Below are 16,071 nucleotides of genomic sequence, written 5' to 3'. Positions count from 1 at the left end.
TGTTAAATGAACATAAATAACAAGGACAGGCCCCTTTTATTCCGGATTTATAGTTGTAAATTTGATTTCTTAATTTACTCATCTCTAAGAATTTAATAAATTCTAATACTGCTCTTTAAGTTCATGCCATGTTCAAAACCGATCCCCATCACATCGTTGCCATTGGCGCCTCCGCGGGCGGTATGGAAGAGATCAATTCTTTTTTTGATCATACCCCTTTAGATGGTGTATCCTATGTAATTATTCAACACTTATCAGCCGATTTTAAAAGCAGGATGCTTGATCTGCTGGTGAGGCACAGTAAGCTTATTGTTGAAGAGGCCGAAGATGGAATGAAAGTGCTATGCAACCAGGTATACCTCATCCCCAGCAATAAGTATATGACCATACGCGGGGGGAACCTGTATTTAACCGAAAAGGAGAAAATTCAAGGCCCGCACTTAACCATCAACACCTTTTTTGAGTCCCTTGCCGCAAATTATGGCAAAAGAGCTATTGGTATCATATTCTCCGGCTTAGGCTCTGATGGTACAGAAGGTATAAAGGCTATTAAAAAAGCAGGCGGAATGGTGATGGCCCGCGACCCCGAAACTTCGGAGTTTAGCAGTATGCCTTCTCATGCTATCGCTACAGGATTGGTTGATTTTGTACTGGAACCCGCTTTAATGCCCGGTACCATTGAAGATTATGTAAAATATGGAGGGGATTTAATAGCCTATCAGCAGGAGGATGAAAAAGACCTTTCGGCAATTATCAACCTGATCAAAGAAAGATCACCGCTTGATTTTTCGGACTATAAACAACCAACCATATTACGAAGAACAAAAAGAAGGGCTTCAAGCCATAATTTTAATACGCTGGGAAAATACCTGAGCTATTTAAAAGAAACGCCTATGGAGGTAGATGCCCTGGCCAAGGAGTTCCTCATCAGTGTTACTTCCTTTTTCAGGGATCAGGCAGCTTTTGATTTTATTGAAAGCAAGATATTACCCGATATACTGGAAAAGCTAGCCCCGGAAGAAGAGCTGAAAATGTGGATTGCCGGTTGCGCTACTGGCGAGGAAGTTTACTCATTGGCCATATTGATAGCAGAGCAATTAACAGGCCCGTTATCGGATACGGTAGTAAGGCTGTTCGCGACAGATATTGACAGCGATGCGCTGATTCACGCAGGCAAAGGGGTTTATAGTAAAAACATTGCCCAAAACATGTCCGCGGAGCGGCTCGAAAAGTACTTTTTTAAAGAAGGCGAATTTTACCGGGTAAAACCGGTTATCCGCAAGATGGTGATCTTTGCCAAGCACGACCTTGTTAAAAACCCGCCTTACTGCAATATGCACCTGATCAGCTGTCGCAACCTGCTCATTTATATGACTCTTGTTTTGCAAAAGAAAATATTTGCTATGATGCTTTTTGGCCTCAAAAAAGATGGTTATTTATTTTTAGGATCGAGCGAAAACCCGGTGTCCATCATCAAAAACCTGGAAGTAGTCCATAAAAAATGGAAGATCTATAAAAACCTGGAAACCAAACGGGCCATAAGTTTTGAGGAATTCTCCATGCCCGATGTGCCCGATGCCAAACATACTCCATCCCGCTTTTCACCAGGCCAGATTAAAAACACAAATCATAATAACCTCTCCGAAGAGATCCATGAGAGCCTGGCCCATAAACTGGACTACCTGACTGTTTGTATCGACGAACACAATCAAGTGGTACGGTCATACGGAGATACCACAAAATACCTGCTCCATAAACATTTCAGTTCCGACCTGGCAGAGCTTTTACCCAAGCCGCTTGCCGTAGCTTTTAATACCCTGAGTAAAGAGGTTTTAAAAACAAATGAAAATGTGGTGCTTAACGGGATAAAAATTAAGCAGGGCCAGCAGGTGGTTAATGTGAGCCTGTCCATCAGTCCGTTAATATTAAAAGGCAGGGAAAAATTGTTGTGGGTAACTTTCAGTGAAGATAAATCTGCCCTGCCAATACAAAAAAACGCGGTATATGATGAAAAGATCTACCTGGATCAATATATCATTAACCTGGAAGAAGAACGGAAGGACTTACAGGACAAACTTAACCTTTCCAATGAAAAACTGAATACCTCCAACGAGAACATGCAATCTTTTAATGAGGAGCTGATCTCGGCCAATGAGGAAATGCAAAGCACCAACGAAGAAATGCAATCCGTAAATGAGGAACTGCATACCATTAATTCAGATTACCAACTCAAAAACAAAGAACTGCTGGAAATTAATGACGATCTGAATAATTATTTCAGGAGTAATATTAACGGGCAATTATTTATTGATAATGAACTGCGCCTGATGAAATTTTCGCCGGGAACGGTAAAACAGATCAACCTTCTGGAATCAGACGTCGGCAGGCCGCTCAGCAATATTTCTACCAATATCAAATTCGAAACCATTCTGGACGATATCAAAAAGGTATTGGCAGAAGGCTGTGTTATTACCAAAGAAATTGAAACCAATAACGGTAAATGGTACCAGATCATGACCATGCCTTATGTGCAGCTGGCAGATCATAGCAACAATGGCGCTATCATTACTTTTTATGATATCACCGAGTTAAAAAGGATCCAGCGGGAATTCAACATCAGCAGTAAAATGTTGGGTATGGCTATCGACTCTGCCGAAATGGGGATCTGGTCGATAGACGCGACAACCCGTGAATTTATTCCATCACCACGCCTTAAAGAACTGTTTGGCTTTCATCTTGATGAGCCAATGACTTTTGAATCGGCCATAGCCCAGATCGATAGTGAATACCAGTCCTTACTAAGAAACACCGTTGAAGCAGCTATTGACCGTGGAGAAATATGTGATGTAGAGTTTCCACTGAAGGGATTTCACGATGGTAAACTGCGCTGGATAAGGGCTAATGGAAACCTTACGCACGACCTGGATGGCAAGCCGGCATACTTTACGGGATTGATGCTGGATGTTACCGTACATAAGCAGGACGATATCCGGAAGACCGATTTTATTGCCATGGCGAGCCATGAACTTAAAACACCGCTAACCACGCTACAGGCCTACGTACAGATGCTGGCCGCCAAAGCCAGTAAAGCCGGGGATACTTTTGCCGTTGGGGCCCTGGAGAAGGCCAACATACAGGTGAAAAAAATGTCGGCCCTGATCAATGGTTTTTTGAGTGCATCGAGCTTTGAGGCCGGGAAAATTTACCTGAATGAACAGTCTTTTGAGGTGAATACCCTGCTCAAGGAAATTGTGGAAGATATGATGCTGATCACCAAAAGCCACTACATCGTTGTAACCTCCGATTGTGATATTGTGGTTCGTGCCGACAGGGACAAGATAGGCCAGGTGATCACCAACTTTTTAAGCAACGCGATCAAGTATTCGTCAAAAGGAAAAAATATTACGGTTTCCTGCCGGGAAATTAAGAGCCTGGTTGAAGTAAGCATAACAGACGAAGGTTTGGGCATAGCGCTACGGGACCAGGCAAGGCTGTTCGACCGTTATTACCGCATTGAAAGCGAACAAACACAAAACATTTCGGGCTTTGGGCTGGGCCTTTACCTCTCGGCCGAGATCATCCAAAGGCATAAGGGTAAAGTATGGGTGGAAAGTGAGATGGATAAAGGATCAACATTTTACTTTAGTTTGCCATTAGTTTAATTGGTTGGTATTGACTTTGTATTTCATTTATCCTATGATTGATGTTATCATCACACCACTATTAAACTTGCCTAATATAGTACTTTATTGGACCATATAGCCTGCGGTATGGAGGTAACACCAACCACAGGCTAATGCTATTTTAATATATGAGTATGGACAAATTCCGTAATGGCGGGGATTTTTTCATATAAGCCACGTGCAGCAATAGAGGCCGACACTCCTCCCAACCATTTCATGACGCTGGCTAATTTTCCCGATGGATTGTCTTTGTTCTCTGCAATAATCGTTTGAAGTTCTTCAACCTCTTTACCTTGAACTCCTAATTTTTCAAGCTGCGTAAAGTCAACAGCAGTGTTAAAGGTAAAACCACTTTGTTGAACATGTTCTCCCGCAGTAATGTTTAGGGGATTATTGCTTCCGTAAATGTTGGTTGTGATAATATTTTCGATTTTGGTGTTTTTCTCTTTATCCATTTTGAAATCGTCAGTTAGGTTTGGAAATTCTTTATTTAGTTCAAGTAAGGTATCAATTAGCTTCTGCTTCGTCATGTCTATTATATTTTTTAGATATAATTTATTGAATTCCTGACCTGCGGAAAGCAGCTTTATTTGCGGGTTCGAAGCTTCGAATGGCCCACGCAAGAGCTCGGTGAGTGCAGGGGCGAACTCTTGGGTACATATATCCGATTGAATTGTCGCAAAATTGGTTTCCAGCGAAGGGACGCTTATATATACATTTGCCACTGATAACATTTCCATAATCTCGAGAGTCTGGTTTAAACGAATCATCACTGTGTTTTTCCGGCCATAACGATCTCCAATTTTTGCCATCGGAACGCATGGCACTTTCCTGTATTCGGGTAGAAGCTCCTTATTGTCGTTGTAACCTTCCAACTCCCATTTAAGCCACGACTGAAATGTTTGATTATCGATTGTGAAAGCAACTAACTTAGCCCTGGTTAATGCCTGGGTCAGCGTTATCTTATCATATGCCAGTTCGTTAATTATTTCCTTTATCATTGAATCGTGGTGATTGGTTATTAGGTTATATCTGGGGTTAACTGGCTGAGTTGTTAATTTTACAGCACATGATAAAGATAGAATATCTTTATCATCGCATTGATAATTTTATTTAGGAACAGACTTTGAACCCGCCCAATAATTTAGTGCATGGTTAACTTGTACTAGATTTGTTCATTTAGCCTGTGGTTGGTGTTATCACCGCACCACTAAATCCCCCGCTACCGCGACATCCCAACCCGTTAAAACCGCTGCTTTTATTATTCGTCACATTTTTTTTAGCCTGTGGTCGGTGTTATCACCGCACCACCCCTAAATAACTTCCCGATACATTAAAACCGCTAATTTTATTATTCGTCACATTTTTTGATGGGTTTGTCACATTTCAATTTTAACGTCGGCTGGCTTTTGTACTATTGTAGCTGTAAACCAACCGTTCAAAAATCTAACTTATCATGTACAAGCAACTGAATATAAAATTAAAAGGCTTCGCCCTCATTGAATTCTGGATAGTTACCGGCTGCCTGGTGCTGTCACTCATTTTATCGGTTATTGACGAGATACGTCTTAACGATATCAATCATACCTATTTTGTGGGCATCATGGCGCCCGTGTTGTTTAACCATATAGTTGTGTTTATTTGCTATGGCTTTATTTGCTTTTATATGGTACCCGCGTTTGAAAATCAAACGCATACTTCAGCGGGTGGCACTTTATTTATTTTAATTTTCATGTATGTCTGCACTACGCTGGGCATCATCAACCTATATTTCGCCACGCTGCTGGCCATCAAGCTGTTATTGGTGTTTTTTAACCGCGACACCCGGAACACTGCAAACGCCCTCTATTATGAATCAACATTACTTACCGCTTCCTGGATACTGCTCATTGTGGCCGCGCTTTATTTAGGGCTACCCGAAGGGGTTAAATTTTTTATCGCGTTTACCGTTCCGGCCATGATCATTGTTTATTTGTACTCGGTACACCACTTGCTCCCGGTTACATTTTTACCCAAAAAGAGCTATGTACGTTACTATGGGCGCATGATGGGCTTAACGCTGCTGTCATGCGTGATTCTGTTGATACTGGGTTTTTGTTTTAAAGGCGGCAGCCGGTTGTTAGGGCCAACATCACATGCATTCTCCATCCAGGCCAATACCGACGAAAACCAGATAGCCATTATTGTGATTGGTAATTTTTTTGCCCAGCTCATACTCGTAGCCCCTTTTTCATGGAGTATTTACAAAAGCCGTCATGCCAAAAAGGACGAAGAGATCAAAACACTGAAAACAGAACTGGGTAAATCAGATGCCAGTCTTAATTTTTTAAAATCACAAATAAACCCACACTTTTTATTTAACGCCCTCAATACCCTATACGGAACCGCGCTACAGGAAAACGCCGAGCGCACCGGCGAGGGGATTCAAAAGCTGGGTGATATGATGCGTTTTATGCTGCAGGAGAACATACAGGATAAAATCGCTTTATCGCGGGATACCGACTATCTGAAGAATTATATCCTGCTGCAAAAATTGCGTACATCGGCATCATCCGATATCGTTATCGAAACACAGATAGAAGACATTACCTCCGATCTGATAATAACCCCCATGCTGCTTATCCCATTTGTTGAGAACGCTTTTAAACACGGTATTAGCCTCATCAGTCCATCACATATTAAAGTTACCCTGAATACCAGCGGCAACACCCTTTATTTTGATGTGCATAACAGTATCCACATTAAACCGGATAACGATCCCGAAAAAGGGCAAAGCGGCATCGGGCTCGAAAATGTAAAACAGCGGTTAACGCTGCTATACCCCGGCAAACACGAGCTGGTTATCCGTCAAAACGCCGCGGAATTTTTTGTTCATCTTACCTTGCAATTGGATAATTAATGTGAGTTCGGGATATCGCATAGTTGACTCACCCGGTCTACGCTTCGCTGGACCGCCCTCTCTCCGGCTTCGCCGCAAAGAGGGTAAAGAAAAAAATAAAAACCCCTCTATGCGCGAAGCGGAGAGAGGGGTGACGAGCGCAGCGATGTCGGGGTGAGTCGATTGCGCGGATAAGAGCTTAGCATAACTCACACTAATTAATTACATTTAAGGAATGATAGCCATTGCCATTGATGATGAACCCATAGCGCTTAATATTGTGCAGGCACACGCGGCCAAAGTGCCCTTTGTAGAGTTAAAGGCTGTATTTACCAACGCGTTTGAGGCCCTGGCTTATCTGAGGCAAAACAAAACCGACCTGATGTTCCTGGACATTAAAATGCCCGACATCAGCGGTCTTGATTTTTTGAACAGCATCAACAATCCGCCCATGGTAATTTTTACCACAGCTTATTCGGAACACGCCGTAAAAAGCTTTGAGCTTGATGCTGTGGATTACCTGTTAAAACCGTTTTCACTGCCGCGTTTTTTGAAAGCCTGCAACAAAGCACATGAACTGTTCACCTTACGCAATAAACCTGATGCCGGCGAAGAAATAAGCTCCATATTTATCAAAGACGGCTATGAGCAAATTAAAGTTGAACTGAACGATATATTATTTATTGAAGCTGCCGGTAACTACACCCGTATCCACCTGGAGGGCAACCGCTCATTAAGCACCCGGGTAGCCATAAGCGATATGTTGTTATTGTTACCCGCCAAAAAGTTTATCCGTACCCACCGGGCCTTTATTATCGCCTGCAATAAGGTAAGCAGGTTCGACCGCTTACAAGTAAACATCGGCAGCCATAGCATCCCCATCGGCGCCACTTATGCCCAGTGCCTTCAGGAACTTGGCTGAACCCCACACGCTCCTGCCCCTGTTATCCAGAAACCTGCAATTATAGCAGCCAAAAATCACTAATTCACTAATTCAATCAATCAATAATTATCAGTATATTTGTATGTATACAACGGCCCGGTTTTCTGTAAAAAGGAAAACCGGGCCGTTGTGTTAAGGGGATAAAAGGTCCAAAAAACAGCTATTTTTTACTCATATAATTGAATATCAATAAATTAATACTTTTTAAACCTTTTGAAACTCATCAAAAATTTGTTAAAAAGTGTTAAAATGGATGGTTTTGGATGAGTTTTCGGCAGTTTTTGACCCAATTTCACCCTCTTTTTGGGCAAAAAAGTGTTAAAATTTAAGCTTTAAAAAGTTTTGGGCTTACCAAAATCCATAAATGCCAATAACAATGTATTTTTGTATATGAGAAGACTGATACGCAGTTTTGGTTTTGCCTTTAAAGGTTTGCAATATGCCACCAGTACCCAGCCCAACTTCCGGATACACCTGGTAGCAAGTGTTATTACCATTGGCCTGGGTATCGCCCTGCACCTTTCCGCTGCCGAATGGCAATGGATGGCGCTCAGTATCACCCTGGTGCTGGTAACCGAACTCATCAACACCGCCATTGAAACCCTCACCGACCTGGTTTCGCCTACATACAACATCAAAGCCGGTCATGTTAAGGATGTGAGCGCCGGCGCGGTGGTGGTGGCCGCGGTGTTTGCGCTGGTTACCGGCGGTATCATTTTTATACCTAAACTTATTTTACTGGTATAACATGCTTCATAAAACCCGTGGTATTGTATTTAAAGCAACCGACTATGGCGAAAGCAGTGTTATTGTACAGCTCTTCACCGAAAAATTTGGCCTGCAATCATACATCATTAACGGTGCAAAAAAGCCCAGGGCCAAAATAGGGCGCAATATGCTGCAACCCCTGCACCTGCTTGACCTGGTTGTTTATCATAAAAATACAGGCAGCGTACAGCGCATCTCCGAACTTAAAAATTCGCCGGTGTTGCAAAGCATCCCTTATGATGTGATCAAAAGCTGCATCGCTATGTTTCTGAACGAAGTGCTGTATAAAGCCGTAAAGCAGCAATCGGCTGATGAAAATTTGTTTGATTTTGTATTCAGCGCTATAGAGTGGCTCGACCATCAAACCGGAAGTGTGGCTAACTTTCATTTGCTGTTTTTAGTTCAGCTTACCCGTTACCTTGGTTTTTACCCAGATAGATACCAAGCTGGCCAGGCCGATTATTTTGACATGAAGAACGGTACATTCAGCAACTATAAACCCGATAGCTTACTGTACTTGTCGCCGCCGCACACGCAAAATTTTCACCTGCTTTTGCAATGCAGTTTTGAAAATATACAACAGTTAAAATGGAGTAATGACGAACGCCGGTACCTGATCCAGAAGCTATTGGAGTATTACGCGTTGCATATAGAGGGATTCGGCAATATACGCTCTGCCGATGTGTTGGAGGAAGTACTGTCCTGAAAATTTCTGATCATATTTTATAATAGTAAAGGACAAAGGCCCTGAAATAAAAAAAGAGAAAGCCGAAGGCTGCCTCTTTTTTGTTGACTGACCTCATTATTTACCATAAAGAACTAATTGGTTAGATCGATAATAACAATTGTTACAAATATATGCACTATAGAATTAGTAGACTAATTTTTTAATAAAAATTTAATATGCATTGAGCTTATAATGTGCATAATAGCTATTGGCTCTATCAATAAGACATCAATTTTAAGTGCATGGTCAATATTTACCGCTTTGGCGCAAACAAATTAAAACGTGGTAACTAAGGTATTGTAAAGATATTTACCTTTGCCGCCGTTGCAATATGAAGTAGTTACTTATTAAAAACTTAAAAGTCTGTTAATGTTGCTAAGGGTAAATTTGTAATAAGTTTTATACTAACCATTTCAAAACTTTGCCCGGGTCGGTTGTCGTATATGGATCAAATACCATGAATAGTTCAGAAAAAATAAAAGCAGGGATTCAAAAGCTAAAAGCAGCATGTACTAATCCAGGCTATTTTTTCAAAACTTTTTTCAGCAAAGAAAGGGGCAGGCAGTTTATAAAAACCCATTTGTTTAATCCAGATCAATCAGCGCAGCTTAAAGCCCTATCCATTGGTTTTGGTGTATTTATGGGAATAGTACCTATATGGGGCTTTCAGCTGATCGTAGCGTTTTCATTAGCTATGTTATTAAAGTTGAATAAGGCGCTTGTTATTTTAGCTGCACACATCAGTTTTGCCCCCTTAATACCGGCGGTAATATTTTTAAGTTATAAAGCCGGTGGCTATTGGATGGGTGAAAAAAATATCGAAATCCCCTTTAATGGAAATATCTCCTTAAAATCGATCAGCCTCCATCTGGAACAATATCTATATGGCAGCATATCACTTGCCATAGTTGCTGGCGTAACTGCAGGCTTAATAACCTTTGCATTGCTTAAACTTGTAAGCAAAAAAACCATTATGGCTACTTAACAGGTAACCAGAGGTACACGTGCTATTAAATTCTTTAATCTGTGTACAGTACCCAATTTAGTCATTGGCGACTTTTAAGAGTATTATATTAAAAGCGTTAACGACTAAATATTTGCATATCTCATTATTAAAATATACCCACTAGCTAGTTGTAATGATAAAACCTTTTAACAATAGAGGTTGAAAAGATCTGTTTATTGAAGAAAAACAAGCTAACTATTTATTTATCTGTGCATTTCACACTTATTAATAACACACAACCAATGTTTTTTAACGAAAACGTTATCGTAAATAAAAACAGCTAAAACTTATGAAAACCTGATCTCCCGGGATATTTTTGGTAAATACAGTTTAGTATTTTGCCAATTACAAATAATAAGAAGCGCTTTAATTAATTATAAAAACGGCTTAATTATTAACCATAAAACTGCTTTATAAACCTGCAAATTTCATTGTCCTGCGAAAACGTGAATACTGTTTGGGCATTACCTTACAGGTGGAATAAAAGCGGCATCCATTAACCCATAACCTTAGATCAATGAAAAAATAAATCAGGCCTTCCAAAAAAAAGAAATCGGCAGTGGGTTCAGCACTACCGAAATCAATACGTATCCCTTTTAGCCAAACAACAATATTGAATGTTGCAGGGACTTTTTTGCCTAATTCAACCGAAATTTTAATAAGCAATACAAATATGAAGAAAAAATACTCACATTTTGTCATGTAACAACGTGCATTTGTGCATGATAGTATCTGCTGCATACTGTCATATTAAAACAGGCTTAACCTAACATGCTACGGTTTAAGTTTCCTGTATTGCATCCATTAAATTTTACGGTCATGAAGGCTACACAGGTTCATTAATGATGGATCTGTATGCCTGTTTGTATGGCAAGGTGCGCCTATTCTATTTAAACCAAAAACAAACCACTATAAACCAATTAATACTATTAAAATTATGAGAAAACGAATTACTCTCCTCATTTTATTTTTTCTGGCCAGCAGCACGCTTGCGCTGGCTCAGGATCGATCCGTAACAGGTATAGTTAAAGACGACAAGGGCCCGATACCCGGTGTAACCGTTAAAGTAAAAGAAACGGGAAAAGGTGTTGCTACCGATGTAAAAGGCCATTACACCCTCAGTGCCCCATCAAACGCCACACTGGTGTTTAGCATAGTTGGGTATACCAGCCAGGAGCAACCTGTAAATGGCCGAAATCAAATCAACATTACTTTGACTGAAGATAATAAACAGTTGAACGAGGTAGTAGTAGTTGGTTACGGAACCCGTCAAAAAAAGGATGTAACAGGAGCCGTATCAAGCATAAAAGCTACCCAGCTGGAAAACGAAAATCCAACAAGTATCGGCGACGTGCTTAAAGGCAACATTCCCGGACTTACGGTTAGCATGAATACTTCGCCCAAGGGTGGTGGAGACCTGTTACTTCGCGGAAAATCAACCCTAACCGGAAACACGTCACCATTAATTGTGCTGGATGGTGTTATCTATAATGGTCAACTGGCTGATATTAACCCTAATGACGTAGAGTCGGTAGACGTACTAAAAGATGCCAGCGCCCTTGCAGTTTACGGTTCACGGTCGGCAGCCGGTGTGGTTGCTATTACTACCAAGAAAGGAAAAACAGGCCCGCCTATCATTACGCTTAATTCAAACTTTGGTATTGCCCAATTGGAGAAAGAGCAAAAAGTATATGGCCCGCAAGGATTTTTAGATTGGCGCGCAGATGTTATGCGGAGCATCAATGTAAATAACCCTGATTATGAGTATACCGACCCCAGAAAACTGCCATCAGGCATAACTGTTGATCAATGGATGGCCTTAACAAAGGCCACAGGTGATCCGGTTGATCAATGGCTAAGCAGATTGGGTCTGGTAGCTAATGAAAGGGCCAATTATGCCGCCGGCAAAACTGTTGACTGGTTTGATAAGGTTTTCCGCAATGGTTTCAGACAGGATCATACCATCAGCATGGCTGGTAAGCGCGAGGATGTTAATTATTACATGTCTTTAAACTACACTAAAAACCAAAACCTGATTGCCGGCGGGGATTATAGTAACATCCGCGCCAGATTAAACCTGGAAGGTAAAGCCACCAGTTTTTTAACCGTTGGTATTAATGCTCAATATGCTGTAAGGGATGAGAGTAATCTTCCGGGCAGGAATAGTGACGGCAGTATCGACAGGCCTCACACTATAGAAGCCGATTGGAATCAAATAACCAACAATTCTCCTTATGGCGATTTTTATAACGCTGATGGCACTTTAAGAAGGATACCTACCGATGATGCCGGTCTAAATGCCCGGAATCCATTTTTAAATACACAGTATGATGAAAGCATGAACGTTCAAAATACTTTGTTTGCCAATATTTATGGCCGCTTAACATTACCGTTGGGTATTACTTTTCAAACAAACTTTACGCCCAGTTATGACTCATACCGCACTTTTTATCATAACTCATCGCATAATCCCAACGTAACTGTACCCGGCGGCCAGGCACAGCGCTCCAATGAAAACCGGTACAATTACCAGATAGATAACTTATTGAAATGGAACCATACGTTTAACAATATCCATAACATTGACGTTACCTTCCTGGCTAATACAGAAAAATATCAATCATGGTATAGTTATGAATACAATGAGGGTTTTAGTCCTAATGATGACCTCAGTTTTCATAACCTTGGCGCGGGTAATAAACCTACAGTAAGCAGCGATGACCGTTACTCCACAGCTAATGCTTATCTGGGGCGTATCAACTATACCTTAATGCAGCGGTATTTGCTTACCGTATCTGTTCGTCGGGATGGATATTCGTTATTTGGACAAAAGCATCCCAGTGACAATTTCCCATCAGTAGCAGGTGGCTGGATATTTACCGATGAGAATTTCATGAAATCAAACAAATGGTTAAGCTATGGTAAGCTTCGTTTATCCTATGGTGTTAATGGCAACCGCGATATCAGGGATGGCAATGGCACAGTTGACCCCAACAGGGCGCTTGCGGTAATCACCTCAGATAAATACCCAACAGTTACTCCGGGAGGCACTGCAACAGCAAATTCGGCGCTTTACATCAGCAGAATGGCCAATGCCGATCTGAGATGGGAACGCACCACATCTTTAAATGCCGGTATTGATTTCGCATTATTCAACAGTCGCTTAAACGGCTCTATTGATATTTACAGCAAAAAAACCACCAATTTGCTTGTACAAAGAACCCTGCCTCAGGTTTCAGGTTTTGCTAATGTTATCTCCAACATAGGGCAGGTAAACAATAAGGGTTTTGAGTTTAACCTAACCAGTAAAAACATCGTTAGCAATAACTTTAACTGGAGCAGCTCATTTAATTTCTTCCTAAATCGGAATAAAATAGTGCATTTATACGGCGCGGCTGATGTAACCAATGCTGATGGAACAGTGAGCCGTGTTGAAAACAGCGATAAAGCCAATGGATGGTTTATCGGTAAGGATATCGATGTTGTTTGGGACTATAAAGTATTAGGTGTTTGGCAAGTTAATGAAAAAGATGAGGCTGCTAAATACGGCGCCGTTCCGGGCGATTTTAAACTGCAAAAACTGGTTAACAGCGGCCCCAACCAATATAAATATACCGATGATGATAAGCAATTCATTGGTTATGAATCGCCAAGGTTTACCTGGTCTTTACGTAACGATTTCAATATTTATAAAAACTTTGATTTTGGTTTTTTACTACTCTCCAACTGGGGGCAACTTAGGCAGTACAACCAGGCTATCAATAACCAGGGCGGGGTGAGTATTTCCAGGACTTCATCATATGTACAACCTTACTGGACACCCAATAACCCGATAAACGATTATGCCCGCTTAAATTCAGGATCCAGCGGTACAACTGTCAACGTATGGCGTAAGGCTTCTTTCATCAGGCTGAATACCGTTTCATTAGGGTATAACTTTCCAAAATCCTGGCTTACTCCTTTAAAAATACAGAGTGCAAAATTGTATGCTAACGTAAGCAATGCCGCGGTATATGCCCCTCATTGGGATTTTTGGGATCCGCAAAATGATGGTCCAACCCCAAGATATATATCAGTAGGTGTAAACGTAGTATTTTAAAAATTTGAACTGATCAACATGAAAACGATAAATAAAAAAATAATAGCGACCATTACTTTAGCAACCGTGCTAATTTCAGGAAGCTGTAAAAAGGATTTTCTTAAACCTAAGGATCTTTCTGACTTTACGCCCGACCTTACGCTAACTTCGGTATCAGCCATGCAGGCAGCGCTTAATTACCTGAATAAAAATTTAAGAGCGGAGTTTTTTGGCGATTCTGCACCGATGCTCACGGAATCGATATTCTCCGACGTAGCAGTTGAAGGCACTACCGATAAAACTACGCCAGCCCAGGATCTGAATGTACGTATTACCCCAACTGCCAACTTAAACAGCGACGATTACAACAAAATTGGCTGGTATTGGAAACAATGGTATCAGGGTGTACGCTATGCCAACACCATCATTTCGCGTATAGACAATGTTAAATATACTTCTGATGCTCAAAGAAACGACATCTTAGGCAGAGCCTATTTTCATAGGGCTTATTGCTATTACCGCCTTGTTCATGAGTTTGGTGATGTACCATGCCCTGTGAAGGAAGAAAGCGTTCCGAATGTTGCTTATGCTTCGGTAAAACGCGAAGTGATATTGGCCCAAATGAAAACCGATTTAGAGTTTGCTCAAAAATGGGTAACCGACGGCGGTAACAAAGGTGACGTTACCAAAGGCGCCGTTAGCCATTTGTTGACCAAGGTAGACCTCTCGCTTGGTAAATTTGATGACGCCCTTGCTGCAGCTAATTCCGTGATCAATGGTGGCCCTTATCATTTAATGACTGCCCGCTTTGGAAGTACCGGCGCCGATGTTACTAAAAATGTGATCTGGGATTTGCACCGTCCCGACAATAAAGCTCTTGCTTCGAATACAGAGGGCTTATACCTGGTAATTGACCGGGATAACCTGGAGGGGAACACGGCAAACGGATCGCAATTAATGCGTAACTGTACGCCTTTTTACTCGCAGGCGAATGTCATACTAACCCCAGGTAAAAACAAAGCCGGGATAGTTGATGCGGTGACCGCCGACATTCCGCTGACTCTTTATTATGGCAGGGGAATAGGACGCTATCGTGGAACTCCATATAGCACCAAATACATCTGGACCGATAATACCGATTTAAGGCATGCTCCCGGAAACTGGATGAATATGACCGACCTGGTTTATAATAACCCAGCCTTAAAAACATCCGACCCTGATTGGTACGGCAAACACCTGGAACAATGGACAGCTGCCAACGTTGCTACCCGCTTTTTAAATGGGCCAAGAGATACGATACGCTGCTGGTTTGGCTGGCCGCATTACAAAGTATTTATCAGCTCTACCAATATCGCCACTGATAAATTCTGGAGCCCGCCACGTGGTACAGATACGGATTGGTACGTATTTCGTTTGGCCGAAACCTATTTGTTAAGAGCCGAAGCCTATGTATGGAAAGGCGATCTCAACAGCGCGATGGCCGATCTGAACGTTGTAAGGGCAAGAGCGCAAGCGGCGCCTTTAACCGATGCAAGCCAAATTAACATAGGCACTGTTCTTGATGAACGCGCCAGGGAGCTTTATTGGGAAGAACCCCGTAAAACCGAGCTTACCCGTATAGCTTATATTTTTGCGTTAACCGGCAAACCATCCTACACCGGCAAAAGCTATAATGTAAATAACTTCTCCGAATCAAATTTCTTTTATGACCGTATCATGGAGAAGACTGATTTTTATAACAAAGGTGTAGTAACCAACTCCGGCAATAGTTTTACCATATCACCATATCATGTGTTATGGCCTATTCCCAACAGCGATATCCAGTTAAATATTAACGGGCATATCAATCAAAACAAAGGGTATGCTGGTTCGGCAAGCAATGTTCCGGCATTGGACAAGATCCCGTAACATTTGCCTTTAATAAAAAAGGGGATAAAGCAATGCTTTATCCCCTTTTTTATTAAAATACTATCCGTGTAAACTATCTC

At 41.5% G+C, this 16,071-nt stretch carries 9 protein-coding genes; 8 read left to right on the top strand and 1 reads right to left on the bottom strand.

The window, feature by feature from the left end:
• The first annotated feature begins 128 nt into the window (after window positions 1-128).
• A complete protein-coding gene (locus BLR84_RS15350; RefSeq protein ID WP_090469750.1) occupies window positions 129-3,662 on the top strand; it encodes a chemotaxis protein CheB in 3,534 nt (1,177 codons plus the stop codon).
• Window positions 3,663-3,799: 137 nt separating this feature from the next.
• Here the strand turns inward: BLR84_RS15350 and BLR84_RS15345 are convergent, their stop codons facing one another.
• The gene (locus tag BLR84_RS15345) at window positions 3,800-4,684 is read right to left on the bottom strand and encodes an AbiTii domain-containing protein (protein ID WP_090469747.1); all 885 of its coding nucleotides are present in this window, start codon (window positions 4,682-4,684) and stop codon (window positions 3,800-3,802) included.
• Between the two features lie 455 nt (window positions 4,685-5,139).
• On the opposite strand from BLR84_RS15345, the gene BLR84_RS15340 reads away from it, so the two are divergent.
• The 7 genes from BLR84_RS15340 to BLR84_RS15305 all read left to right on the top strand — a co-directional run bounded on the left by BLR84_RS15340 (window position 5,140) and on the right by BLR84_RS15305 (window position 15,991).
• Entirely contained in the window at window positions 5,140-6,582 is a 1,443-nt protein-coding gene (locus tag BLR84_RS15340; protein WP_090469744.1) for a sensor histidine kinase, read from the top strand.
• Between the two features lie 214 nt (window positions 6,583-6,796).
• Window positions 6,797-7,483, top strand: a complete 687-nt coding sequence (locus BLR84_RS15335) for a LytR/AlgR family response regulator transcription factor (protein WP_090469741.1) — start codon at window positions 6,797-6,799, stop codon at window positions 7,481-7,483.
• A gap of 411 nt (window positions 7,484-7,894) precedes the next feature.
• On the top strand, window positions 7,895-8,251 hold the full coding sequence (locus BLR84_RS15330; RefSeq protein ID WP_090470362.1) for a diacylglycerol kinase: 357 nt from the start codon (window positions 7,895-7,897) through the stop codon (window positions 8,249-8,251).
• 1 nt (window position 8,252) lies between these two features.
• Window positions 8,253-8,978, top strand: coding sequence for a DNA repair protein RecO (gene recO / locus BLR84_RS15325; protein WP_090469738.1), 726 nt, complete (start codon window positions 8,253-8,255; stop codon window positions 8,976-8,978).
• A 478-nt stretch (window positions 8,979-9,456) separates the two neighbouring features.
• The gene (locus tag BLR84_RS15320) at window positions 9,457-9,984 is read left to right on the top strand and encodes a DUF2062 domain-containing protein (protein ID WP_090469735.1); all 528 of its coding nucleotides are present in this window, start codon (window positions 9,457-9,459) and stop codon (window positions 9,982-9,984) included.
• A gap of 958 nt (window positions 9,985-10,942) precedes the next feature.
• Window positions 10,943-14,104: a SusC/RagA family TonB-linked outer membrane protein gene (locus tag BLR84_RS15310; RefSeq protein WP_090469729.1), complete on the top strand. Its 3,162-nt coding sequence runs from the start codon at window positions 10,943-10,945 to the stop codon at window positions 14,102-14,104.
• A gap of 18 nt (window positions 14,105-14,122) precedes the next feature.
• Window positions 14,123-15,991: a RagB/SusD family nutrient uptake outer membrane protein gene (locus tag BLR84_RS15305; RefSeq protein WP_090469726.1), complete on the top strand. Its 1,869-nt coding sequence runs from the start codon at window positions 14,123-14,125 to the stop codon at window positions 15,989-15,991.
• The last annotated feature ends 80 nt before the right edge of the window (window positions 15,992-16,071 follow it).

It is taken from the genome of Mucilaginibacter sp. OK268 (assembly GCF_900103125.1).
Lineage (GTDB): Bacteria > Bacteroidota > Bacteroidia > Sphingobacteriales > Sphingobacteriaceae > Mucilaginibacter.
The sequence above is the reverse complement of the archived record's forward strand: the minus strand, read 5'-3'. Positions and strand labels throughout refer to the sequence as shown.